The organism is Parabacteroides timonensis (assembly GCF_900128505.1).
Taxonomy (GTDB): domain Bacteria; phylum Bacteroidota; class Bacteroidia; order Bacteroidales; family Tannerellaceae; genus Parabacteroides; species Parabacteroides timonensis.
Genome location: NZ_LT669941.1, coordinates 2,550,676 through 2,575,720, shown reverse-complemented (window position 1 = coordinate 2,575,720; position 25,045 = coordinate 2,550,676). Strand labels below are relative to the sequence as shown.

General features: G+C 38.1%; 21 protein-coding genes. 13 read left to right on the top strand and 8 right to left on the bottom strand.

What is annotated here, in order from left to right; genetic code table 11:
• The first annotated feature begins 30 nt into the window (after positions 1-30).
• The 10 genes from BQ7394_RS17920 to BQ7394_RS17875 all read left to right on the top strand — a co-directional run bounded on the left by BQ7394_RS17920 (position 31) and on the right by BQ7394_RS17875 (position 10,515).
• Positions 31-279: a hypothetical protein gene (locus tag BQ7394_RS17920; RefSeq protein ID WP_075558675.1), complete on the top strand. Its 249-nt coding sequence runs from the start codon at positions 31-33 to the stop codon at positions 277-279.
• 12 nt (positions 280-291) lie between these two features.
• Positions 292-2,334 carry an ATP-dependent nuclease gene (locus BQ7394_RS17915; RefSeq protein WP_075558674.1) on the top strand — a complete coding sequence of 681 codons (2,043 nt, stop codon included), beginning with the start codon at positions 292-294 and terminating at the stop codon, positions 2,332-2,334.
• Complete coding sequence (locus BQ7394_RS17910; protein WP_075558673.1) at positions 2,319-3,989, top strand: UvrD-helicase domain-containing protein; 1,671 nt, start codon at positions 2,319-2,321, stop codon at positions 3,987-3,989. Before BQ7394_RS17915 ends, BQ7394_RS17910 begins: the two co-directional genes overlap by 16 nt.
• 29 nt (positions 3,990-4,018) lie before the next feature.
• Positions 4,019-4,579, top strand: coding sequence for a restriction endonuclease (locus BQ7394_RS17905; protein ID WP_235848770.1), 561 nt, complete (start codon positions 4,019-4,021; stop codon positions 4,577-4,579).
• Positions 4,580-4,954: 375 nt separating this feature from the next.
• Complete coding sequence (locus BQ7394_RS17900) at positions 4,955-5,164, top strand: helix-turn-helix transcriptional regulator (protein ID WP_075558672.1); 210 nt, start codon at positions 4,955-4,957, stop codon at positions 5,162-5,164.
• Positions 5,161-6,258, top strand: coding sequence for a DNA methyltransferase (locus BQ7394_RS17895; RefSeq protein WP_082212006.1), 1,098 nt, complete (start codon positions 5,161-5,163; stop codon positions 6,256-6,258). Before BQ7394_RS17900 ends, BQ7394_RS17895 begins: the two co-directional genes overlap by 4 nt.
• A gap of 2 nt (positions 6,259-6,260) precedes the next feature.
• Positions 6,261-7,073, top strand: a complete 813-nt coding sequence (locus BQ7394_RS17890; RefSeq protein WP_075558671.1) for a DNA-methyltransferase — start codon at positions 6,261-6,263, stop codon at positions 7,071-7,073.
• Between the two features lie 4 nt (positions 7,074-7,077).
• Positions 7,078-8,736, top strand: a complete 1,659-nt coding sequence (locus BQ7394_RS17885) for a hypothetical protein (protein WP_075558670.1) — start codon at positions 7,078-7,080, stop codon at positions 8,734-8,736.
• Between the two features lie 5 nt (positions 8,737-8,741).
• Positions 8,742-9,500 (top strand): 4Fe-4S dicluster domain-containing protein, encoded by a 759-nt coding sequence (locus BQ7394_RS17880; RefSeq protein WP_075558669.1) that lies wholly within the window; start codon positions 8,742-8,744, stop codon positions 9,498-9,500.
• A 16-nt stretch (positions 9,501-9,516) separates the two neighbouring features.
• Positions 9,517-10,515 (top strand): virulence RhuM family protein, encoded by a 999-nt coding sequence (locus tag BQ7394_RS17875; RefSeq protein ID WP_075558668.1) that lies wholly within the window; start codon positions 9,517-9,519, stop codon positions 10,513-10,515.
• A gap of 281 nt (positions 10,516-10,796) precedes the next feature.
• Here BQ7394_RS17875 and BQ7394_RS17870 read toward each other — a convergent pair whose 3' ends face one another.
• From BQ7394_RS17870 to BQ7394_RS17840, 7 genes are all read right to left on the bottom strand, one after another.
• Positions 10,797-11,861, bottom strand: a complete 1,065-nt coding sequence (locus tag BQ7394_RS17870) for an AAA family ATPase (protein WP_075558667.1) — start codon at positions 11,859-11,861, stop codon at positions 10,797-10,799.
• A gap of 3 nt (positions 11,862-11,864) precedes the next feature.
• Positions 11,865-12,236: a helix-turn-helix domain-containing protein gene (locus tag BQ7394_RS17865; protein WP_075558666.1), complete on the bottom strand. Its 372-nt coding sequence runs from the start codon at positions 12,234-12,236 to the stop codon at positions 11,865-11,867.
• 110 nt (positions 12,237-12,346) lie between these two features.
• On the bottom strand, positions 12,347-13,150 hold the full coding sequence (locus BQ7394_RS17860; protein WP_075558665.1) for a hypothetical protein: 804 nt from the start codon (positions 13,148-13,150) through the stop codon (positions 12,347-12,349).
• Positions 13,151-13,315: 165 nt separating this feature from the next.
• The gene (locus BQ7394_RS17855) at positions 13,316-14,431 is read right to left on the bottom strand and encodes a tyrosine-type recombinase/integrase (protein WP_075558664.1); all 1,116 of its coding nucleotides are present in this window, start codon (positions 14,429-14,431) and stop codon (positions 13,316-13,318) included.
• 117 nt (positions 14,432-14,548) lie between these two features.
• On the bottom strand, positions 14,549-15,427 hold the full coding sequence (locus BQ7394_RS17850; protein WP_075558663.1) for a helix-turn-helix domain-containing protein: 879 nt from the start codon (positions 15,425-15,427) through the stop codon (positions 14,549-14,551).
• Between the two features lie 274 nt (positions 15,428-15,701).
• Positions 15,702-17,093, bottom strand: coding sequence for a tRNA uridine-5-carboxymethylaminomethyl(34) synthesis GTPase MnmE (gene mnmE / locus BQ7394_RS17845; RefSeq protein ID WP_210436549.1), 1,392 nt, complete (start codon positions 17,091-17,093; stop codon positions 15,702-15,704).
• A gap of 17 nt (positions 17,094-17,110) precedes the next feature.
• Positions 17,111-18,232 (bottom strand): DUF362 domain-containing protein, encoded by a 1,122-nt coding sequence (locus BQ7394_RS17840; protein WP_075560104.1) that lies wholly within the window; start codon positions 18,230-18,232, stop codon positions 17,111-17,113.
• 165 nt (positions 18,233-18,397) lie between these two features.
• Here BQ7394_RS17840 and BQ7394_RS17835 point away from each other — a divergent pair, with 165 nt between their 5' ends.
• Complete coding sequence (locus BQ7394_RS17835) at positions 18,398-19,582, top strand: AAA family ATPase (protein WP_075558661.1); 1,185 nt, start codon at positions 18,398-18,400, stop codon at positions 19,580-19,582.
• Positions 19,583-19,606: 24 nt separating this feature from the next.
• Positions 19,607-20,353, top strand: a complete 747-nt coding sequence (locus tag BQ7394_RS17830) for a nitroreductase family protein (RefSeq protein ID WP_075560103.1) — start codon at positions 19,607-19,609, stop codon at positions 20,351-20,353.
• Positions 20,354-20,458: 105 nt separating this feature from the next.
• On the opposite strand, the gene BQ7394_RS17825 is transcribed toward BQ7394_RS17830, so the two are convergent.
• On the bottom strand, positions 20,459-22,804 hold the full coding sequence (locus BQ7394_RS17825; protein ID WP_075558660.1) for an ABC transporter permease: 2,346 nt from the start codon (positions 22,802-22,804) through the stop codon (positions 20,459-20,461).
• A 199-nt stretch (positions 22,805-23,003) separates the two neighbouring features.
• On the opposite strand from BQ7394_RS17825, the gene BQ7394_RS17820 reads away from it, so the two are divergent.
• The gene (locus BQ7394_RS17820; protein ID WP_082212003.1) at positions 23,004-25,040 is read left to right on the top strand and encodes a hybrid sensor histidine kinase/response regulator transcription factor; all 2,037 of its coding nucleotides are present in this window, start codon (positions 23,004-23,006) and stop codon (positions 25,038-25,040) included.
• The last annotated feature ends 5 nt before the right edge of the window (positions 25,041-25,045 follow it).

Sequence of the window (25,045 nt, the reverse complement as noted above, 5' to 3'; positions counted from 1 at the left end):
ATATGAGTAGTAAGTTGTAAAATTAGAATTATGATTAATAATATAGAGTTGATTAAGGCTATAGAGATGTTAAGAAATGCGTTTTTTGATGGAAATGCTAAAGATTTGGAGATATTTGTGAGTACTTTGAAATATGGCTATAGGCAAGATATTTCGCATGCGCCAATGTTATCTGATGAACAAAAGGATGAGTTAATAAAACTGTATGATGATGCTCTTGACGCTGCAAAAAAGTATGCAAAGCGACGAATGGAGATACAAAAAAAGGTGAGTAAATAAATGTATTAGCATATGTATATATCAAAAATCCATATTGTAGGTTACAGAAATTTCAAGGATAAGGAAATTTCTTTCAAAGAAGGTATAAATGTTATCATCGGTCCTAATAATGCAGGTAAAAGTAATTTATTACGTGCATTAGATTTAGTGCTAAATGCAGAGACCACTAAAAAACTGACTTTATTTGATTTTTGCCGTGATTCAAATCTTAATGAATTAAAAGTAGCTGCACCAAAGGTTCGCATTGAAGTATTCTTTAGGGAAAGTGAAGGTGAAGGCTCAAATTCAGAAGATTTAGTTATGGTTGCGCCATGTCTTATTAAACTTGAACACCCATATGAAGCTCAGGTTACTTTTGATTATTTTCTCCCCAAAGAGGATGAGGATGAATATAAGGATGCTGTGTCAGATATTACAGATGAAGAGAAAATTTGGAATATTATTAGAGATGAGTACTTAAGAAAGTATGTCTCTCGTATGTGGGCTGGCAATCCAACTAATCAATCAAAATTAGACGGAGAGACGGTAGATAAGATTGATTTTGAATTTCTTGGTCCAATACGTGATGTTGAAAGAGATTTGTTTTCGGGTAAATCGCCTCTTTTGCGTGAAGTCCTCAATTTCTTTTTGGATTATGAAATTAAATCGAATAAAGGCAAAACAAAGGATGAACAAAAAGCGGAAATTAAGGTTAAGCATAAAGACTTTACAGATAGCATAAGGCCTTCTCTTGATAAAGTACAAGAAAGATTAATGCAAGGAAAAGAGCAAATTCTTGCTTATGCCAAACTAACTGGTGCCTCGGATTTCAGAGGTGCGATACCTGATTTTAGTGGATCACTATCAGAACCGGATTTCTTAGCCGCACTACAGCTGATAATTAAACACGAAACAGGCATTGATATAGCTGCAACTCATAATGGTTTAGGATATAATAATCTTATCTATATATCTTTGTTATTAGCAAAAATGCAGGCTAATGCAGATGAGGGATATTATAGACAAAATGCCAAAGAGTTTTCAGTCCTTGCTATAGAAGAACCGGAAGCACATTTACATCTTTCACTCCAGTATAAGTTTTTAAAATATTTACAAGAAGAGCAAGTTAAGAAAAAGAGAGTAAGGCAGCTGTTTATAACGACTCACTCCACAGAGATTACCTCTGCCGTTTCTTTGGATGAACTAATTTGTTTATATAATGACTTGGAGGATAAAATCGCAGTCGGTTATCCTGGTAGTTTATTTGATGATTCAGAAGGAGATATCGTTTCAAAACAATATGTTCAGAGATTTTTGGATGCTATAAAATCTGATATGCTTTTTGCTGACAGAATTTGCTTTGTTGAAGGCAAAGCAGAAGAATTATTGATACCTGTTATGGCAAATTACATAGAAAAGAGCATTGAAGATGGACATGTGGCAGTTATTAGTGTGGGCGGAAGATATTTTTCGCACTTTTTGAAATTATTTGACACTGTCCAAAATCCTCTAGCAATGAAAAAGAAGGTTGTATGCTTGACAGACAGAGACCCGATGTGGAGAAAAGAGGATTCAAACTCTTTTGAACGTTGTTATCCGTTTGAACTTGGATTGGAGGGTAATGAATATCAAGAGCATTCAAAAACAATGATTGAAACTTTTCATGAACATCCAAATATTAGAGTATATAGCCAGGATGAAATTAAAGGTAAAACATTAGAGTATGATTTGATGTGGTATAATTCAGTATCTGATTTATTGTTCTTGGAAGACTTGTCAAATAAAAAAGAATTAGAAGAAATCCAGAGCGAAGATTATCCTGCTTGTGCGGAAAAGTTACGTAACAGTTCAGAAAACAAACGTATAAAAGAGGCTTTAAATTTATGTACTTGGACGAATGAAGACAAGAAGAAAGCACTATTGGCTTCTCGCTATCTCAATTCAATTGGTAAAGGAGAAAACGCTTTAGCATTATCTGTTATTTTGAAGAATAATCTAGAGAAGCAATCAACAGAACGTAAAGATTTTATTGTCCCTAAATATATCAAAGACGCACTGGTATGGCTGCTACAGTAATTGAATCAAATACTCCAATAAATATTGAACAGCATTTCCAAATCAAGGCTGGCCCTGGTGCTGGGAAAACGTATTGGCTTATTCAACACATAAAACATGTGTTGAATACATCTGTCAGACTTGGGAAGATAAAGCGAATAGCTTGTATTACATATACCAATATTGGCGTGGAAACTATTCATGGCCGTTTGCCTGATTGTGCAGATAGAGTTGAGGTTTGCACAATCCATAGTTTTCTGTACGATAATATAATCAAACCTTATTTCCACTACATAGCACCAGAATATAATTTTGCAACAGATAAGATGAAAGTGGTAGACGATACATTACTGACAAGTAATGGGGCAATCTATCAATTGAAAAATAATATTAGAAAGGTACAGATATATAAGGATGATGATGCGTTGAGACAGGCCTTGTTTTCTTCTCGATGGGTTTTTGATGGCACGGATTTAAAGTTTAAGCCACCTTATCCGATGAAATCTTCCCGTTATACGATTCCTCAATCTTTTTATGATGCGTACAAAAAATATGCATGGGAGCATGGAATTATGCATTATGATGATGTTTTATACTTCTCATATAAGTTAATGGTGAAGTATCCATTTGTCGCTAATATGATAAGTGCAAAATATCCATATATATTTATCGATGAGTTTCAGGATTCTACTCCTATTCAAGTTGAAATAATAAAGATTATAGCCTCTATGCATCATTCAGTTGTTGGCGTGATTGGAGATAAAGCTCAAGCAATCTACGGTTTTGCCGGTACTGATCCTGGTTTATTTGAAAATTTTACTCTAGAAGGAATGCAGATGTATGAGATTAAAGGAAATAGAAGGAGTAGTGAAGAAATTATAACTCTTTTGAATGCCATTCGCCCTGATTTACAACAGCATGCTGTTAATAAAAGGCATACAGAGCCCCCTATATTATACGTAGGAGATGCAATTGATTGTTACAATAAATTTAACACCCATTGTGGTTCAAATATTACATCATTATCATATGCCAAAATTACCTCAAATGCATTAAGAAAGCAATTAGGACAAATACCCAAGGATGAAAATCTACTCAGTTCCATACCGGATGATAATTGGAAACGTGTTAAGGAATTGACCAATTGTATAACAGCAATAGAATATGCTTTAGCAGGGGTAATTAAAGATGCATTAAAAGCTTTAAAAAAGATAGAAGAAGACGAACGGAAGCAACTGTTATTGATAAGTAGATTATTAGGCGACTACAACACGTTTAAAGACCAAAGTATAGAGTACTTTATCTCCTATTTGAAAAAGGACTTAGGATTTAATATAACTGGATTAAGCAAGGGAAAAGCTAAAGACTTTTATTCAAGTAAAACATATACGAATTTAGCATTATACATCTCTTCACCAGAGATATCAAACATTCAGGATAAGACTATCCATAAAGCAAAAGGAGATGAGTTTGATAATGTTATGGTTGTTTTAAGAGAGGAGGATGATCTGAAATTCTTAACTCAATCAAATTTGGATGCACCATCTGATGAGCATAGAGTATATTATGTCGCAATTAGCCGCGCTAGAAACCGATTGGCTATATGCGTTCCAACACTATCTACAGAAGTTGAAAAGAAATTGGCTTCTTTGCCAATTAATATTGAAAGGGTGTAATAAGAGGTTCTAACTTTTATTTGTTTGAAATGAATCCAAATATAGAATATGAAAAGTTTACTCAAGAAATTTATCAGGAGTTAGTCAATGCTGATGTCTTGAAAGCCACAAATGTGCAACACAATGTAAAACTGATGGGCAAATCAGGTCAAGAACATCAGATCGATGTTTATTGGGAGTACGAAATAGCCGGTGTCAAACATAAGGTTGCAATAGAATGCAAGAATTATAACAAGACAGTTGCAATAGGGAAGGTACGGGATTTTTATGGAGTGTTGGCGGATTTGACCAATGTAGCTGGAATAATGGTTACTAAAGTGGGGTATCAGAAAGGTGCAAAGGAATATGCAGCTGAGTATGGAATTTCATTGAAAGAATTGAGATGCCCTAATCTTGGTGAGGCAATAGTTGGAGAGATAGAATTAAATTTCAATACTTCTATTAGGCGTTGTTTATTTTTGGTTGATAGAGATTATTCTGAAACAGACAGATTCAGTGTTTCGAAATACAAGATGTTTTTAGATTGGATGACTATTAATAAAGAATCATCTTGGCGTAATAAGGACTCATATTCCGTTAGAACTTCTTGATAGGACAATTATCGATACCCAAGGAAATGCAATATCCTCATTAGATCAGATAGAAGAAATGCTTCCTGAAGATTCTGATTCTGACATCGTTTTCAAATATGAGAATGCATATGTTAAATCTCGTTGGGGGCTAATTAAAATCAATGAGATAAAATTTGAATATGAAAATCAGAATCATAAGCGAATCATTTCTATTGATGCACAGGATTTTGTAAAAGCAATTTTGAAGGATGCGTTAAATGGAGACATTAAACTCATAGGCAGGAATTAGATACGCAGTATTGAAAATAATTCAATAAATAGAGAAATATCATAAAATATTGAGTTGTATAATATAAAAACAACTATCTTTGCATTAAGAAAACGTATTAGCATATGCAAAACGAGGATTTAAATAGATTGAAAGTTGTATTAGTAGAAAAAAAACGGACTAATAAATGGCTTGCTGAACAATTAGGTAAAGATCAAGGTACAGTATCAAAATGGTGCACAAATACTTGTCAACCTGATTTAAAAACTTTAGTTAGAATAGCACAATTATTAGAAGTTGACATTCATGATCTTTTGAATAGTAATATAAAATGACAGACATAAAAGAATATAAAAAATCAATGCCGGAGAAAAAGCATTTGCTGTCGGAATCAGATATATTTGGGAATATAATACTTATAAATGCTTCAAAGGCAATGAAACTTTTACAATTTTCAAGGCATACTTTTGAAAAATGCGTTGAGAGTGGTGTGATAAAAAAGTATATTATTTCAGATAAAGCATTATATAATGAAGATGAAATTAGTTCTTTTAAGTTAACTCCGGAATATCATAATATGTTGAATGGCACAATTGATAAGCGTAATACATTAAATGATTTAACAGGTAAAGAGTGGATTCCTGAGACTAAAAGCTATATGTACCAAAAAGGATTAGGTGCATCTCATCCTCATGCTAAAATCGAAATACAACATCCTGCTCCTTTTTCTTTTCAGGATATCCAATCGTTATTGCGTTTTTTTACAAAGAGAGGAATGGTTGTTTTGGATCCATTTGGCGGTGTCGGCTCTACTGCTAAAGCATGTGAAATATTAGGGAGAAAATGTATTAGTATTGAGCTATCAACAAAGTACCACGAGTTGTCTGTGAAGCGTTTAGAATTAGAGGTTGCAAAAGGTTCTAGTTCTCATCATCATTTCATAAATGATGATTCTTGTGTAGTACTACCTACGCTTGATGCGAATTCTGTAGATTTTGTTGTTACAAGTCCTCCATACTGGGGGATTCTTCATAAACAAGATCAAAAAGTGAAGAAGAACCGTGTGGAAAAAAATCTTGATACACAGTATTCACATGATAATAACGATTTAGGAAATATAGAAGATTACAGCGAATTCTTAGAATTATTATGTAAGAATATTTTGCTGCAATGTGCTAGAATATTGAAGATGAATAAGTACATGGCAATAATTGTATCTGATTTTAGAGATAAAGGTGATTATGTAAGTTTTCATTCCGATTTGATTTCTGCCCTAAATAAAGCTATGATTCCAGGAGGTGGAAAGTTGATTTTACAAGGTACAAAGATTCTAATACAAAACCATAAATCACTTCATCCTTATGGTTATCCATTCTCATACGTTGAGAATATTCATCATCAGTATATCCTAATATTTAGAAAAAAATAAATATGAAAGACATTTATGGTATAATCCATTCAGATTGTGATAAAGTTTTAAAGCAATTATTACAAGCAGATGTTAAGTATGACTTAATCCTTACTGACCCACCTTATAATGTGGGTAAGGATTTTGGAAATAAAAGTGATAATCTGCCATTGGATGTTTTTCTTGATGAAATGTATAAAAGAATTGATTTATTAAGTCAGCTTTTAACAAATGAAGGTAGTATTGTCTGGTTTGGCATTCATGATTATATATGTTATATTCAAGTATATATGTATAAGGTTGGCCTTAAATATAGACGCATGAATATATGGCACTATGAAAATGGATTTTCAAGAAATACGAAAGAACCTTCTACACATTACGAACCTTTTTTATGGTTTTCAAAGGATGATACTAGATGGATTTACAATGTAGATGAAGTGAGAGTTCCTTATAAAAGTACCAAGCGATTAGAATCTCCAATAAAATATAAAAATAAAAATGGACTTGAAAAAATATGGGTTCCTTCTGAAAAAGGAGCCATGAGGGGGGATGTGTGGGAGTTCCCAACACTAGCGGGAAAGGCTTTTGCAAAAGAAAGGACTCTCCATCCAACTCAAAAACCAGAAGCATTGATTACTGAAATTATAAAAGCTTTTTGTCCTATGGAGAATGGGCGATATATAGGGCATATTTTAGATCCATTTCATGGTTCTGGGACTCTTGGAGTATGTTGTGAAAAACTTAACAAACTGGGACATGATATTAAGTGGACTGGTATTGAGATTGAAAAAAAATGGTGTGAAATTGCTCGAGAACGGTTAGCTAATTTATAGACAAATGGAAGGAGTTGATTATTTGAAATTGCAAAATCAAGGTAGTATTATATCCAACATCCGCTTATTATATGAAATGTCAATTTCAGATGGTTATGCGGATTCTCAAGGATATTTCACGAAAACTAGCGTAGCAGAAATAGGAGTGAACTCTCTGATTATTACTAGTGGTAGTAGAGTTGGAGAAGAAGCTATTGAGATTATTCACGCAGAAGGTGATGAGTCAAGAAACTCTCCTTTACAAAATGCTAAAGCCAGAATGCAAATCCTTAGAGTTCTTGGGTTAGTTTCTGCGGATTATGGTTCAGAGACATATGCAATAACAAGACTGGGTAAATTGGCTGTTCAACAAATTTTTAGTGAAAGTCCAAATTTCAAGTTGTTAAGAGAACTGTTCATGTGTATAACAACTGCTACAGAGTCATATGAGCATAATTGTAGTTTAGATTTTAATTGTTATTTAGGTTATGGTATATGTTATGCGTTAGCTAACCTTGATTATAAGTTGGCATCTGATGAAATGCCTTTACTTACCACATATGATATAAAAGATATCGATAATTTTGTTTTAGATGCAAAGAGGAATAGATTGGATGGTAGCTCTTTTACAGCTACGCATCCTCATTATCCAAAGACACAAAGAGGGGAACCATTAAGGCAAATAAGTAATTTAACCAGGAGTATTAATCAAATACTACGTGTATGTGGTGTTATAAAAAATAAGCAAGAACGAATAAATGGTAAGAATTATTACGTTTGCACTGATGAAGGTAAAAGTTTTGTGGATAATGTAAAAGCAAATTTTGCTACTCGTAAATTTCTTACAGCAATAGCTTTTAGAAAGAAAAACAATATACTGGTACAAAAAGAAATCTGTATTTCATCATTCAATGCTTTACTTCATCGTAGCGGTATTGATGAGACGTTGCCGAATGATACTGACATTATTTTTTCTCCATACCAAATGCTGCCAGAGACAAGTGCGGAATGGTTTATGGGAGGATATATTCGAAAGCATCCTGATACAGATCAAAATAGAATGAGCGTTGTTAATAGTCAAACGCAATTGCGAGAATTGAGATTATCTGTTTTATATAATAATTTTTCGGTTGTTGTTGACTGTGATACGGATATGGAGCATATAATACAGTCAATCAAAAAAGCGGATGAAGAGGGTTTAGATATAAATAGTATTGCAGATTATTTTTGTGAACTATACAAGTCTGCTGATAAAGATGTTTTTTATCCACTTATCCATTCTCTTTTAAAGATTATAGGTGTAGATTGTAAGGGTGAAGTCGGAAGATATGATGCATATTGCAAATTTGGTGAACATATTGTGCCAATAGAAATTAAATCGTTTACTGAAACACCAGCCTATAATATTAAAGGAATAAGACAAGCTATTGAAAATAAAATTACTACGTATAATTCTAATTTACAAGATGATTTAGATTATTCGTCATTGGTAATTGGATTCAATCATCCGAGCAATGATACAGAAATTCGATACTTAATCGAACAGTCTTACGATAAATATGGTGTAAAAATTTTAACATGTGATTTGCGTACTCTCGTTAAGATGGCAGCAAATAGTATTTTAAGCCAAAAATCTGTTGACTTTGAGAATATATTCAAAAATTATGGATTTTTAATTGATTAGTTTTTATGAAAGTACAGGTTATAGATACAAGCATATGTGAAAAATGTGTTTTACATAAATGCACTTATCTTAATGTTGCGAATACAAAAAATGATTTTTATAATTTACCGTCCGAAACAACAATATGTCCTACCGCTGCAATTGGAGATAATGGACCAATAGATGTTATTAACTCCAATAGAGTTATATCAACGGATAAATGCGTTTCGTGCGGATTATGTATAAGTTTTTGCCATATGCAGAACTTGAGATGCGAAGAGTATGACTCTGATACAAGTTTATTTGGTCAGTTAACAGAACGCCAATTAAAAGCCGTTGTGAGTTCATATTTATCTCAGATTTTTGAGTTTGCAGCAAATACAAATCGAAATAATGCTTTACTCTTTGATGCTTATGTATCGACAAAGTTAGGTGAGGAAGCATTTGTGGAAGTTGATTATCGTGATGATTCTCTTGAAAGCACAAGACGCTTATTAGGAGATATTTTGATGTTTTCTAATAACAAAAATATTTTGAATGGAATATTAGTGTTATCAAATTTACCAGAATCTGGCAGTAGAGATGTTTATACGGTTATTGATAAAATCAAGTCTTTCCCAAAAACAGAAAACATACGAATTTATATGACAACATTCTCTATTCTTAGAAAACTATGTTTGTTTATGAATCCCGGAGAACATAAATTTAGTGATTTATTTTATGACTGTTCGTGTGAATCAGTGGATGATTATTATGAAAGGATAGAAAATATATTTGATTATTAATTTATGCTTTACCATAATGTCACAAGAAATACAATTCTTATTATACAGCCTTCCTGATGAGGACGGAAAGATTCAAGTTATTATCAAGGATGAAACTCTTTGGTGTACCCAAAAGGCAATGGCTCAACTTTTTGGTGTGGATAGAACCGTTGTTTCTAAGCATCTAAAAAATATATTTGATGCCTCTGAATTACAGCTAGATTCAGTATGTGCAAAATTTGCACATACTGCTGAAGATGGTAAAACTTATAATACTCAATTCTATAATCTCGATGCCATTATCTCCGTAGGCTATCGTGTAAATTCAGCTAAAGCAACCCATTTTCGCATTTGGGCAACTAAAGTTCTAAAAGAGTTTATACAGAAGGGATTTGTGCTTGATGATGAGCGTTTAAAACAGGGAAAGACAGCTTTTGGAGTTGACTATTTTCGTGAATTGCTTGAGCGTGTTCGTTCCATTCGTGCAAGTGAGCGCAGGATATGGCAACAGATTACCGATATATATGCAGAGTGTAGCATTGACTATGACAAGAATTCTCCGACAACACACGATTTCTATGCAATGATCCAGAATCGCTTTCATTATGCGATTACAGGTCAGACTGCGGCTGAAATTATATATCATAATGCTGATCATACCAAGGAGCATATGGGGCTGACAACTTGGAAGAACTCTCCTGATGGACGCATATTGAAATCGGATGTAACGATTGCAAAAAACTACCTTCAGGAAAAGGATATAAAGAGGTTGGAGCGTACAGTGTCTGCCTACTTCGATTATATAGAGAATCTCATAGAGCGTCAAAATACTTTTAATATGGAGCAATTTGCAGAGAGCGTGAATAAGTTCCTGACGTTTATGGATTATCAGATCTTGCCGGACAAAGGACGTATCTCAGCTGTTCAAGCTAAAACCAAGGCTGAGCAGGAGTATGATATTTTTAATAGAACTCAGATAATAGATTCCGATTTTGATAAACAGGTTAGAGGGCTGTTGGAGCAAGGCGAAATTTAGCATGAATTTTAGTCCCTTTGTGTACAAGATGTCCAATCCTGCTTGCAGGTTAGATTGGCACGTTCACACCCCGAATGGTAGGGGTGGGGTATTAGGCTCCCCCTCCTTATAAAAGTCGGACAATGGGCAAGCCCATATATGAATTAAGACTGGCAATTTTTTCAAAATATTGCCAGTCTTGTTCTGTGAAATTTACCAGATTTCCAAAGTAAAATCAGAGCCTGATTCAGAGGTTAACTTTATTCCCATATATACGCACCGGGAATATACTTCACTTAATTTCAATATTGGAAGTTCGGGTTATAGCGATAGCCTTCGTCTTCAAGAATGATCATCTGTTTGTCTCGTAAAAACCTGACGATTTTAACAGCCTTCTTGTAATTCATCTTTTCGCCTTGAGACAGGTAGCCTTTAGTAATCCCATTGGTCAAATCCTTATAGTTTTCAAAGCATCCGTTCTCAAATGCGATAGAGAGGGCATTGCGGTGTACTGATTCCTGAATATCAGAGTACGGGTCAAACACTTTTTTTGCCGGACGTCCGACCTTCTTCTTCCGTATCTCAAAATCTTCCACCAGTTCAGGAAGTGCATCTTCATTGATTCGGAAGGCAAATGGTTTGAAATCTATGTCTCGGCTGTGCAGCGATTCCACAATGCTGATTGATTTGTCATCAGTGTTTACCGAAATCTGGATGATGGACTCAGCCTTGTTGTTGAGTTCGGTCCCGATGTGTCCGCGTGCGTTGTCATCGCCCTTGTTCTGATGGAGAATGGTATGAATATGGATTTTCTTGTCAAACGTCCATCTCATCAGTAGGGAAGAGACCTCAGTCGCTTCAATGGCGTTGTTGATGTCATAAAGCAAGTCTCGGACTCCATCAATGATTACCAACCCCAATCCGGGTGTGCATTCTATACACGATTCAATAATCTTGATACGCTCCTGTGGTACATACTTACGCAGAGCCAACATCGTCAGGTTTGGAGGATCTATACCGTCGGGAAGGTTCAGCAGCATAGCTATACGCTTTAGAACCTTTTGGCAATGAATCTGGCCTTGCTCTGTGTCTATGTATAAAACCTTGCGCTTGTCTTCGGGAAAACAGGCTTTATAATGCAATACCTGGTCATTCGCAATAGCGGCGGCCACGATTGCAGAGACATTGAATGTCTTTTTGCTCTTTGCCTTGCCGATAGAGACGCTGAAGTTGCCGAGGGTACCAACGACACTATCTTCGACTTTTAAGACCTCTGGAGCCTTAATATAGGCCTTTGTGAGGCTGATGGATGATTCTTCTATGTACTTGTGCAGTTTGTCGGAGTCTATGATTTCTACGCCTTTCATAGCCTAAATGTTTAAGGGTTCAGGTCGGCGGCGGACAGAACCACGCATAATTGCGTGTTCCTCTTCAATACTCATAGGAACATCGCCCTTTCTCCCGGATTCCAGCCATTTATCCAGTTCATCACGATAGACAAGGATTCGCTTGCCTTGTTTGACGACAGGCAAACCACCCATCTTTACTTTGTAATAGAAAGAGGACTTTGTGATGCCTCCCAGGTAGGCACAAGCTTTCTCTCTGCTCATTGGAACGTGCGTGTTCTCTTTCTTTTGACCGGATGCGGCCAGATGCACATCCAACTTCGATTCCAGACTGGAAATCTTCTCATTCAGTTCGCTTACCAATTCAGGCAAGTCATTAAAAGTTACATTTTTCATTCACAATAAAATTTGATTAATTCATTGCAAACCAATACAATGTGATTATGCAGAAATCCGTCAGCGGAGAATAATTATTGCCATCTAGATATAAAAGGATAGTTGGTTAGTTATTCAGCTGATTTCCTAATGCTTTTGAAGCGGAAATCTCCTTTTTCGGGTGCGTCTATAGGAATTTGGCTGCAAACTACATCACGAAGATTCCTTTCCAGATATTCAATAGTGGCATCTCTAAGCTCGTATTTGAAAGTTTCTTTTATGAATACAGCACGATTATGCAGGGAAATGCCCAGGCGTTCACCGATGTTCCAGGCAAAATGCCTGAGATCCGGAGATTTCAATGGATTATCATCTTTTGAACGGATAGTCTTGAATTGATCCATCTTGCCACAAGCCAGATTATTGATGTTTTCCAGTAATATGGCAATATCCTCTTTGCGTAGATGTTTCGGCATTATAAGAGCTGCATATTCTCGAATGGCATTCATTATCTCAATGCGGCGTTTAGTATTCTGCTTCTCGAACTTTTCTATTTGCGATTCATACTTATCTAGAGGATTGGCTTTGGTTTTAGTCGTTGTCGCAAGGGGAGTGCTGTTCTCCAGATTGATGGTGATGTTGATTGGCTTCTCCTTGCTTTGCTCCTCTATAACAGGCTTTTCAGAATGCCCGATAATTTGCTGGCCAAAAGAGAAATTGATTGGATTCTCCGTCAGGAACTTATTGAAGAATCGCTTTAGAACTCCGCACGTAAGGATTGATACTACAATCACTAAGATGACAGGGGTGCTGTATGCCATCACGTTAATCCTATGGCGGATAAAAAGGTAGGTACTAACAATCGTAAAAAGGACTACGAAAAGAGAAAGTGCGAAGCTGACTTTCTGTGTCTGGATAGAGCTGGTATTATTCATATATAATCATATTTTGAAGTTTCTTGCGGTTCAAAATTAGATGCTCTAATCCAATTGAGTGCAATAAGTTGCAGATAATCGTTCAAAATAGGATGAAAAAATCCTCCAGAATATGATTTCTTTGAAAAAATCATACTCTGAGGGGTAAAATAGGAGATTTTGAGACTATTCAGCCCGCTTCAAACTAATCTTTCTGCTGGCTATAAATTTGTTCGCATCAACAGTGTGGACATACCGTTGAGTAGTGGTAAGTGAACGGTGTGCCATCATACTCCTGATGGTGTTCGGATCTGTTCCGGCAGCAGCTTGAAGGGTAGCGAATGTTCTGCGATAGGAGTGGAAGGTTATGTTCTTTGTGATACCTGCCGACTGAATCCACTTCTTCATAGGGAACTGTGTCCAGCTGACCTTCAATCCTGCGAATACCGGACCTCTTTTGTTAGGTTCATAACCAATCAGCTCCAGAGCCTCCGGACCGATAGGAATGATGTCCTCTGTCTTTGTCTTTTGAGTGATGATGTGTACACATTTACCACCTGCGGAGAAGTCAACAATATGTTCCCATCTGAGAGCCAGAATGTCGCTGCGTCTCAAACCTGTAAGGCAGGAAAAGATGGAAGCGGTTTTTAGAATAGGGATGTCGCAAGGAGTTTCTGCTAAAATAGTTAGCTCATCTACCGAAAGTGAGTCTTTAAGTACATCTTCGGTCTCGATCTTGTCGAGAAAGTCGTTTACATTTTCTTTAATCATCTTGTTTCTATATAAAAGTTTAAGGAATCCTCTGAATGTTGACCAGTAGCCGGAAGCCGAATTCTTTGAGATTCTGCCATTGCGTTTGAGCTGTTTTGCGGAAAGCAGATACTCCCGGAATCCGTTGCACAGTTCAAGGGTAATATCTTCGAAAGTGCATTTGCCCTTCACGTAATTATTGAAATGGGTATACACGAATCCCCATTTCGGATCGTGCTTACGCAGCTGTTTGCGGTAATACTCAAGGAAATCGCCCTTGAATCTGTCTTTGTCAAAGAAATCGTATTTCTCATTGACTACAGATGCATATATAATACATCTCATAGCTTCAGCCTTTTCTGTCATCTTGACATTGAAGTCTCTTTCTCTCTGGTTCTTTGGGTTGGCATATATCTGTATGTCCAAACTCTTGTGGCGATAGACCTTCATGGTCTCTTTGTCTCGATAGCCGGGGTAGAAATCCAGATAAAACCCCAACATTCCATGTTTTAGAACTCTTGTTCTTAATGTAATTGTTTTACAGTCCATAATTTTATGATTTTTGATTAGTAACTCGTGTTAACTGGTGCAAAGGAGATTAATGATGATATGCAGATGACCGTCAGCATGAAATAATTATCAAAATTCTTTCAGTTGGTTGCAGAAAGTCTATTTCTTTGCTCCCATAACGTGGTCAAAGTCCACTTTCAGGAATCTGATGAAGCGTCCTTTCTTCTCTCGCTTGATTTCGTGGAACTGTAGAACTCCATAAACCGAGTCTCTGGTTAGGTTATATTTCTTCATTGCTTCCTGTACAGTGTAGTATTCAGCAGCACTTTCCTGCTCTGATGACTTGGACAGATCAAAGTGTAGTTTGGAATAGAGAGTCTTGCCGTTCTCTTTCTTTGATGGGATATTGTTGCGATAAACCTGTGAACGGATGGCTACACGTGTCATTCCGTATTTCTTTTCAATCTCTTCTGGAGTATACCATTCAGTAAGATCACTATCTACTTGATATTTGGCAAAAGCAGCATCAATATGCTTTTTACTATAATAGTTAAACTGACGGATTTTTACTTTGGGAATCTTATGTTCTCGGGTATATGTCCATACCCATTTAGGAGCGACCTTGTACTTTTGAGCAATTTCTTCAGCAGTGTAATATTCAGCAATATCAAATTCGACTTTTGACATCACACGTTCATAGGGTTTAGATTTAAGCAAAAGTTCTATATCTGCTCTTCGAATAAAAGACATTCGTGAACTGATTCTTGAAGCTCTCAACTTATCCTCTTTGACTAATTTGTAGATGTACTGACGAGAAACACCCATCAATTTAGCTGCTTGAGAAAAAGTAAAGTACTCTTGATTTTCCAGCATCTTTTTTACCTCTAACAATTCTTGACTCTGAATGAGCTCCATTCTGCGCTCTTTCATGCGATGTTTGTAGCCTCGTTTGGAACATTGAGGACTGCAATAATTGGTCGTGGTTTTCTGCGCTATAAAAGGCTTACCACACCATTGGCAAATTCTTTTTACTTCCATCTTGTTTTTTCTCCATATTTTAAGTTAAACCATAAAGATTTTATTTCCCTTTTTGTCTCTCCACGTAAACCATTGTTCACCCATGTCGCCAAATGCCTCAGTGTGACATCGCGGATTTTGCTCCACTTGTCTCGCGGTAGAAATACGGTAGAAAAATATGGTGAAAAACTGCATCTGACTGGACTTAGCCAGAGGTAAGGCAAAATAAAAAGTCGCTGAAAATCAGCGACTTCATTATAATTGATTCTAGATAGTATCAGTTAAAAACGGTGCATCACTTGCCGATGCAAAACTTCCCAAAAATATTCCCCAATATCTCATCATTACTGATCTGCCCTGTAATTTCTCCCAGATAATGCATGCATTCCCTGATATCCTGACTCAGGAAATCTCCAGAGATATTCATTTCCAGTCCATTAATTACACGGCCGATAGCTTCATGGGCTTTGGTTAAGGCCTCGTAATGGCGGACGTTGGTGATGATTACGTCGTTTTGGGATACTTCGGGTAAGGCAGCTGCCTGGATCAGATGCTGTTTTAATGCTTCAGTATTTGCTTGCTGTTTGGCTGAAATATATAACCGGTCAGCAGGAACTTTGCCAAGCAACTTTTGCTTGATAGCTAGTTCTTCCGGTGAGAGTAAGTCGGATTTATTGAATACCAGAATCACTTTTTTACCCTCTGTCTGAGGAATGATTGTTTGAGCTAATTCCTCGATCTGCTCAGACGGACTGGTCAGGTCGATCACCCAAAGAACGATAGAAGCCTGGCGGAGTTTCTGGAAAGTGCGTTTGATACCCAGGCTTTCGATGGTGTCGTTGGTTTCGCGGATACCGGCCGTGTCGATAAAACGGAAGGTGATGCCTGATAGGTTGATCGTGTCCTCTATCACATCGCGGGTGGTTCCGTGGATGTCGGAAACGATGGCGCGTTCTTCACCGACCAACAGGTTGAGCAAAGTGGACTTACCGGCGTTCGTCTCGCCGATGATGGCAACAGGGATACCGTTTTTAATGGCGTTACCCACACTGAATGAATCGGCCAGTTTGTGTATCAACTGTTCGATGTTTGTTGCCAGCTGCTTTAGATTGGTACGGTCGGCAAACTCGACATCTTCTTCGCTGAAATCGAGTTCCAGTTCGATCAAAGAGGTGAAATCGAGTAGTTGGCTGCGTAGTTTGGTCAATTCATTACTGAAGCCTCCACGCATCTGATTAATAGCCAGTTTGTGCATTCCCGCAGATGTGGAAGCAATCAGGTCGGCTACAGCCTCGGCCTGGCTCAGGTCCATCTTCCCGTTCAGGAAAGCACGTTGTGTATATTCGCCAGGAAGAGCGGAACGACAACCCTTTTCAATCAGTAACTGAAGGATCTGTTGCTGGATATAAACCGAGCCGTGGCAAGTGATCTCGGCAGTGTCTTCTCCTGTAAACGAATGAGGGGCGCGGAAGAGGGCGACAAGTACATCGTCGATCAACTCTTCCCCGCGACGGATACTACCGTAGCGTAAGGTGTAAGCTTTCTGGCTCTGAAGATTCTTTCCTTCGATTTTAGGAACGAAGATAGTGTCACAAATTCTGATGGCGTCAGTGCCGGATACACGAATCACAGCAACTCCTCCGGCTCCGGGCGCTGTCGATACGGCACAGATAGTATCCTGATTGATCATAAAATTATATATCCTTATACGGTTATTAATTCATATTCCTGAGTTCCGATTCCAACTTTTTCAGCATGTTCCAGTCCGGCTTGCCAGTTGGTTTCCGGGTGCATGATGTGGAATTTGTCACAACCCTCCAAATGATCATGATGAGGCGTTTCTGAAAGACGGTTACCTGTTTCAAGGATCGGGGCTTTGATGACTATATCGGCACAAGCCTTGTCGAGTGCGACCGGATCGAATGAAGCTGCAATACCTAGGTCTGGGACGATAGCCGCATCATTATGATTCCAACAGTCACATTCGGGAGATACATTCATAATGAAACTGATATGGAAATGAGGCTTATCCTGCAATACGGCTTGTGTGTATTCTGCTATTTTACAATTTAAGTTTACCGAAGTATCCCATGAACCGAGTACGGCACCGTCATATTGGCAAAGAGCCACACATTGTCCGCAACCGACACATTTGTCATAATCGATTACTGCTTTCCTGTTTTCATCCAGACGGATAGCTTCGTGGCGGCAATGTTTTACACATATATTGCAACCTTTACACTTTTCCAGATCGATACGTGGTTGGGAGGCTCCGTGCAGTTCCAACTTACCGGCAACACTGGCACATCCCATTCCCAGGTTCTTCAGTGCACCTCCAAATCCAGTCTGTTCATGTCCCTTGAAGTGATTCATACTGATAATAATATCAGCGTCGGCAATAGCCGATCCGATCTTAGGAGCTTTGCAATATTCTCCGTTTATTTCTATTTCACGGCATTCTGTTCCTTTCAGTCCGTCTGCTATGATTACGTCACATTTGGCAGAAATAGGGTTGAAACCGTTTTCCATAGCACTTTCCAAATGATCCACTGCATTGGCGCGTCGACCCGAATACAATGTGTTACAATCGGTAAGGAAAGGTTTTGCTCCTAATGAACGGAGCAAGGTTGCCATGCGAGCGGCATAATTAGGGCGAATGTAAGCCAGGTTGCCCGGTTCCCCGAAATGAATTTTTATGGCTACGAACTGGTTCTTAAAATCAATATTTGCAATGCCGGCACGTTTTACAAGCCGTTCCATCTTATCCAGCAGGTTACTGGAGGGAGTCGTACGAAGATTCGTAAAATAAACTTTCGATTTGTCCATTCTCTTATTGGTTTTATCATGCAAATGTACATGATTATATCCATTCAACGAGTCCTTGAAAACATTATGTTTAAAAAAAATGTTTTTTATAAAGAACATTTTCTTACTATATCCGGTCTTCCTTTTTGACATAATGTATTACATTTGTAACAAATAGTTTAGTTTATGGACATATACCAATTAAACCATCAGCAATTACTGAAGGGGATAAGATGCAATTTTCAGCGATATCTTTATAAGCAGATACAGTGGGATGATCGTCTGATTGGAGTTTTTGGATCACAGGGAGTAGGGAAGACAACATTATTGCTACAACGGATCAAGTTAGCTTTCGATAATTCGGATAAAGCGTTGTACCTAAATCTGGATAGTATCCTTTTTCAACGGGAAAAGATGATCAATGTTGCCAGTCAGTTCTATAAGGCTGGGGGGACTCACCTTTTCATGGATGGCGTGCACCGTTATCCGAACTGGATCAATGAGATGAAAAAATTACTGGAACGCTGTCCCGGGTTGCATATCGTGTTCGCATCTTCATCTTTACTTCCGATATCGAAAGTTGTGAAAGGGTTGAAAGGTGTTTCCTGTTATACACTAAACACAATGTCGTTCCGCGAATATTTATCTTATGAGTGTCTCCTGGATCTTGCTCCTATATCATTGGATGATTTATTGGAGAACCATGCAGAGGTGTCAAGGAATGTGAATGACCAGATAGTTGTTGCACCTGTGTTCCGTAATTACCTGGAGCATGGTTGTTATCCGTTCTATTGGGATGATCCTGATGCTTATCCATTTCGTTTACAGGATCGTATAAGGGATGCGATTGAAATAGATTTGCCGGCTGTCTATCCAACCGAATATGGGGAATTGAAGGCGATCAAAGAAATGATGATGTCAATATCCGACCAGGTACCTAATGTTCCGCGTTTAACTGAAATTGCTGCTAAGTTGAAGTTGGATGATGCAGTGGTGAAAAAGTATTTCGATTATCTGAAGGATGCAGTATGCATACGGCATTATCAGTCAGCTGAAGGGTTTGTACAAAATCGGATTCAGAAGACTTATCTGGGTAATACTAATTTGTTGACAGCCCTGGAGGAAGAGATGAATGATCGTGTGATCCTGGGTGAAACTTTCTTTGTCGACCAGTTATCGAATTTTGCATCCATCCGGTTGCTTAACAATAATGATTTTGTTGTAAATGACAAATATACGTTTATGGTGGGCGATCCTTTAATGGATTACGAACGGATCAGGGATGCTGAAAATACCTTTGCAGCCATTTACGGTCAGCCGAAAAGCCAGAACAACAAGCTTCCGATCTGGTTGTTGGGACTTTGTTATTGATTGATACGTTATAAAAAAATAGATATGATAGATATAATGAAGAACCGGAGGACTATCCGTAAATATACAGAGCAGGATATCCCCGAGGAGTTGTTGAATGAACTGCTTGAAGTTGCTGCTCGTGCATCCAACACAGGAAATATGCAGTTGTACAGTGTCGTTGTTACCCGTGACCGGGCGAATAAGGAGAAACTGTCTCCGGCTCACTTTAATCAGCCGATGATCATGACGGCTCCGGTTGTGTTGACTTTCTGTGCTGATGCCAACCGTTTTGTGAAATGGGCTGAACAACGTAAGGCTGAGGCCGGTTTTGATAATTTGCAAACGTTCATTGCTTCGACCATCGATGCGATGTTATTTGCCCAGGCTTTCTGTGATGCAGCAGAAGAAAAGGGGCTGGGAATCTGTTATCTGGGAACGACGGCTTATAATGCCGATAAAATTATCGAAGCGTTGTCGCTGCCGCGTTTAGTTGTTCCTATTGTTACTGTGACAGTCGGTTATCCGGCTCAACCGCTGCCGGAACAGGTAGAACGGTTGCCTTTGGCCGCAGTGGTTCATCAGGAGAGCTATGTCGATTATACTCCGGAATCGATCGATGAACTGTATGGTGAAAAGGAAGCGCTTGAAGTCAATAAACAGTTTGTAAAAGAGAATAACAAGGAAACGCTGGCACAGGTCTTTACTGATGTTCGTTACACAAAGAAGAATAATGAATATTTTTCGGAAGTGTTGTTGAAAGTATTGAAAAACCAGGGATTTATGAAGTAATTTATACTTTATCTGATAAAGGAAGCCTCTTGCTGACGAACAACGGTTCGAAAAACAAGAGGCTTTCTCTTTTATAAAATAATCAAAGGTAAATAGAGCCCGGTATTAGTCTGTCTTTAAGCTTTTCACAGGATTTTCGTTTGCCACCCAGTAATTCTGGAATGTTACGGTCATGATTGTAATCACCGATACTATAACGAACGCGATAAGAAATACCCACCAGTACATCGGTGTTTTGTAGGCAAAGTTATCCAGCCAGCGGACAACTACATGATAAGCAATAGGAACCGCCAGGATAAAGCAAAGGCAAAGGATATGCAGATACGTTTTGTTGAACATGATTATTATCTGCAATGCGCTGGAACCTAAAACTCTTCTTACTCCTATCTCTTTACGGCGATATTCACTGTCGAAAACAACCAGACCGAATACGCCGACAATGGATATAAAGATTGCCAGCATGCTGAAGAGGGTTATCAAAGCCGTTGTCTTTTGTTCTTTCTCGTAAAGCAGGTTCAATACCTCGTTGAAGAAACGGATATTAAAAGGATAAGCCGGATCGAAGGATTGAGCGGTCTCTTTTATATGTTCCATCGATTCCTTCAGGTTTGCGCCGCTTTTTACTTTAATATAAGCATATAGAGGTGTTATGCCCCAATTCTCTGTACCCCAGATATAAAAAGCCATCGGTGCTATTTCAGAGCGGAAAGAAGCAAACTTGATGTCGGGAATAAACCCTACAATCTCTCCATTCTCCACTTTTTCACCAATCTCCAACTCATATTGTCCGCGGGCTTTTTCATTGAATATATAAACACCGTTTACCGTGTTCTTGTCTTCTTCTCGGAAGTTACGTCCTTCCGAAACGTCAATACCCATTACTTTAAGAAAAGACACATCGACTGGCAGGCATTGAAATCCAATATTCTTATTTTTATATGTACGTGTCCAGCCCATGTATTGGTCGGAACTGGATAACAATACTTCTGCATACGTTACGTCTTCTATGCCTGAGAACGTTTTTAATTGGTTCGTAAAAGCATCACGGCTTTTCTGCACCGTATTATTCAGATTCATAACGATTAATTCGTCTTTTTCATATCCTAACGGAGTATTCATCATATAATGGTTTTGCAGATACATGAATAAAGCAGCGATAATCAAAGCAAACGATGTGATAAACTGTACACTGATAAGTGCATTGCGTAACTTTCTTCCTTTAGGCGACAATCCGAAGCTACCTTTCAACACGAGTGCAGGAGGGAACGAGGTCACATAAAACGATGGATATACCCCTGCAAGGAGACCTGTACCAACGGCTATCAGCGCGGTAACTCCCAATAAGGGGAGGTGAGTATTCAATGATAAATCGGCATCCATCAAGGTGGTTATGGATGTAAGTGACAAAATATATACCCAGATTAAGGACAACAGATAAGCAATAAAACTAACGGAAATAGCCTCTGTCAATAACGACAGGCGTAGAGCGTTTTCTTCGGCGCCTAATACTTTCCGCGTGTTTATGCTTTTGATACGGGTGGGTGTTAAGGCCATAGTGAAGTTGGTGAAATTGATTGCCGCAATAGCAATAATGATGATGGCTATGGCAAATAAAACCGCCAGGGTATTCTTGCTCGCCTTAGGCGTGGTATCGTATGTCGTATCTGTAGTAAAGTGAATCTCTCTGAGAGGGGTTAATCGTAATCCGACGGAGCTGATCCATGCATTATCGTTGTCCAGTATGGATAGGTCGAAATTCTTTTTAAAGTTTTCTATCAGATCCTTGCTATTTTCCGGGGCATCCACTCTTATGTATAACTCATAGTTGTTATTATTCCATCCATGTACATTTTCATCTTTGGGAATAGGAAAATAAATATTGTTCGCCACCACGGTGTTGGAAGGAAAATCTTTGTAAACGCCGCCAATCGTGTAATTGATGTCGTTAGCGCGCAATTGCTTGTTTATAGCCGATTCGTTTCCGAACAATTTCTTCGCTATGCTTTGCGGTATTAACACATGCTCCGGTTCTGACAAAGCATTGGCTTTTCCTTCAACCATCTCAAACTCGAATACGTCGGTGTATTCGGGATAAACCCTGACCATCGGTTCCAGATAGCTGACCTTCTCTCCATTCTTGTCGATAGTAAAATAGATTTCCTTTTGCCAGTGAGAAACCAATGCACCTGCTTTAATATGTGGAGATGATTGAAAAAAGATATCGGCCAGCGGACGGTTCGTAAGAACGGTTGCCCCGTCACCCGACGTTCTCTCCACACGGTAGATGCAATCGGCGTTTTTGTGAGACTTGTCAAAGCTCCAGTCATAATTCAATTGCATCAGGATAATCATAAAAGCGGCAAAGGCTATTGATAACCCTAATATATTAAGTGTAGTCGCCATCTTGAAACGGCGTAATACGCTAAAAAAGTTTCTTATTAAAGTTCTCATCTTTTTCTTGTTTTTGCTTGTTAAATGAAATGATTGAATATTGATTACGATGCAAATGTATTTAAGTCTTTGACATAAAAAAAACAGGAGTGTTTATGATATATGCCTTGGCGCAAATAGTAACACAAATGTCACTCCCTGTTACATTTTGTAGTCTGATATTTATATACATTTGCAGAAAATATGATACGTAGAAAATATGATACTCAACTTTATGCCTGATATACGGAAATGGATTTTACCGGCTCTTTTGGCTATTGTTTGTCAGCAATCGATACATTGGGTGATTGACTTCTCATTGGGTAATATGGAGGTGATACCGATTCAACACTTGAAGGAACTGATCATTGCTATTCCATTATTCTATTATGGAAACTGGCGGATGCATGCCTACATAGAGAAGGAAATATATTATGATAAGTTTTACAGCGGTCTTTTGAAAGAGTATCTTTTGTGGACATTCTATTTTGTATTAGGCATAATCGTCTATGTTTTCTATACGCATCGGCTGTTAAATGCACCGGATTATTTTATGAACTATCTGGTTTCCGTGATAGCTTGTCTTCCTATCCTGTTATTTTATTATACACTTATACGTGCTGAGTATAATAAGAGGAAATTTGAGTCTTTGATCCTGGAACTGAAAAAAGTAAATACGGCAAAGGCTGAGGCCGAACTGAGAGAACGCTTATATGAGTCCAAACTTGACTTCTTTACGGATATCGCTCATGAATTCAGTACACCTCTGACGCTTATTTCAGGACCTTGTAAACTGATCCTGGAACAAAAGAATGTAAATCCTCAGACAATAAAATACGTTCATGTCATTAACCGGAATGCAAAACGTATGAATTTACTGATCAGTGATTTGATGGATTTTAAGCAGATGGAATCAGGCTATAAACGGCCAGAGGTAACCAGCCTGAATGTTTCAGAGATTGCAGACCGGGTGATCGACGCCTTTAAGGTCGACACGTCAGGCTCGGAAATCAGTCTGATAAGGCAGTATGAACCGGATATCTTTTGGAATTCCGATGAGAAATTTTTGACTACGATTCTGATTAATCTGGTATCGAATGCTGTAAAATACAGTAATGAAGAACCGGTAACAGTCGACATTTCAACGGAGAACGGAAGTCTTAGGATCTTAGTAGTAAACAAAGGGAAAGGCATCAGCAAAGAGGATATCGGGCATATCTTTAACCGATTTACGGTTCTGGATAACTATGGAAAACAAAAAGGATGGAAGCGGAACGGCTTAGGGTTAGCTATTACTGCCAGTATGGTGAAACTTCTCTCAGGAAAGATTAACGCCCGGAGCATTCCCGGTGAGACAACGACTTTTACGGTTGATTTGCCTCCGTTGCAAGTTACTAAAACAGAAAAAGATAATGCGATGGGTACGATTAGTAACTCTCTTATTCCTGAATTTATTTTACCTCCGATAAAATACAAATATATCGAGGACCGGCCTACTGTCACTGTAATCGATGATGATCCGGAAATGCTTTGGTATATATGTGATCTCTTGTCTTCTGATTTTAATGTATTGCCGATAAACAACTCTTCTAAGGCGATTGATATCCTGTCTAATAACCATACTGATATCATATTATGTGATATAATGATGGAAGAAATTGACGGAATTACGCTGGCTGCCTTGTTGAAGTCGGATAAAAGTACCTCCCATATCCCTTTGATCATAATCTCTGCCGTACACGATATTAAGATACAGACAGAAGCGATTCAGGCGGGAGCAGAGTTCTATATCACGAAGCCTTTTGACAGTGAATATCTTAAGACGACGATAAGAGGTCATCTGAACCGTAAGGAAGATTTGAAAGATTACTTTGCTTCTCCGTTAAGCGCTTATGAATTGGATATGGGTAAACTGCAACATGCGGAAGACCGGAAGTTTTTAAAGAAAATACATGCGATTATCAATAAGAACATACAGAACGAGAAGCTGTCTCCTGATTTTATCGCCAATGAATTAGGAATGAGCGTGCGTAGCCTGTATCGTAAATTAAAAGAGGTAACCGATAAAGGCCTACAGGAAATTATATATGACGGAAAACTTGCAGTGGCAGAAAACTTACTGTTGAAATCCAAATTCACTATTCATGAGATTGTCTTCAAATCAGGCTTTTCTAACCGCACGAGCTTTTACCGTGCTTTTTTGAAAAAGAATGGTTGCACTCCGAAAGAGTTTATCGAGGCGAATAAAGGAAGATGATCACT

Coding starts and splice junctions, on each gene's coding strand:
- BQ7394_RS17920 (WP_075558675.1), top strand. CDS start 31: ATGATTAATAATATAGAGTTGATTAAGGCTATAGAGATGTTAAGAAAT.
- BQ7394_RS17860 (WP_075558665.1), bottom strand. CDS start 13,150: ATGAATAATACCAGCTCTATCCAGACACAGAAAGTCAGCTTCGCACTT.
- BQ7394_RS17885 (WP_075558670.1), top strand. CDS start 7,078: ATGGAAGGAGTTGATTATTTGAAATTGCAAAATCAAGGTAGTATTATA.
- BQ7394_RS17915 (WP_075558674.1), top strand. CDS start 292: ATGTATATATCAAAAATCCATATTGTAGGTTACAGAAATTTCAAGGAT.
- BQ7394_RS17865 (WP_075558666.1), bottom strand. CDS start 12,236: ATGAAAAATGTAACTTTTAATGACTTGCCTGAATTGGTAAGCGAACTG.
- BQ7394_RS17895 (WP_082212006.1), top strand. CDS start 5,161: ATGACAGACATAAAAGAATATAAAAAATCAATGCCGGAGAAAAAGCAT.
- BQ7394_RS17900 (WP_075558672.1), top strand. CDS start 4,955: ATGCAAAACGAGGATTTAAATAGATTGAAAGTTGTATTAGTAGAAAAA.
- BQ7394_RS17850 (WP_075558663.1), bottom strand. CDS start 15,427: ATGGAAGTAAAAAGAATTTGCCAATGGTGTGGTAAGCCTTTTATAGCG.
- BQ7394_RS17890 (WP_075558671.1), top strand. CDS start 6,261: ATGAAAGACATTTATGGTATAATCCATTCAGATTGTGATAAAGTTTTA.
- BQ7394_RS17875 (WP_075558668.1), top strand. CDS start 9,517: ATGTCACAAGAAATACAATTCTTATTATACAGCCTTCCTGATGAGGAC.
- BQ7394_RS17825 (WP_075558660.1), bottom strand. CDS start 22,804: ATGAGAACTTTAATAAGAAACTTTTTTAGCGTATTACGCCGTTTCAAG.
- BQ7394_RS17880 (WP_075558669.1), top strand. CDS start 8,742: ATGAAAGTACAGGTTATAGATACAAGCATATGTGAAAAATGTGTTTTA.
- BQ7394_RS17830 (WP_075560103.1), top strand. CDS start 19,607: ATGATAGATATAATGAAGAACCGGAGGACTATCCGTAAATATACAGAG.
- BQ7394_RS17905 (WP_235848770.1), top strand. CDS start 4,019: ATGAATCCAAATATAGAATATGAAAAGTTTACTCAAGAAATTTATCAG.
- BQ7394_RS17835 (WP_075558661.1), top strand. CDS start 18,398: ATGGACATATACCAATTAAACCATCAGCAATTACTGAAGGGGATAAGA.
- BQ7394_RS17840 (WP_075560104.1), bottom strand. CDS start 18,232: ATGGACAAATCGAAAGTTTATTTTACGAATCTTCGTACGACTCCCTCC.
- BQ7394_RS17820 (WP_082212003.1), top strand. CDS start 23,004: ATGATACTCAACTTTATGCCTGATATACGGAAATGGATTTTACCGGCT.
- BQ7394_RS17870 (WP_075558667.1), bottom strand. CDS start 11,861: ATGAAAGGCGTAGAAATCATAGACTCCGACAAACTGCACAAGTACATA.
- BQ7394_RS17910 (WP_075558673.1), top strand. CDS start 2,319: ATGGCTGCTACAGTAATTGAATCAAATACTCCAATAAATATTGAACAG.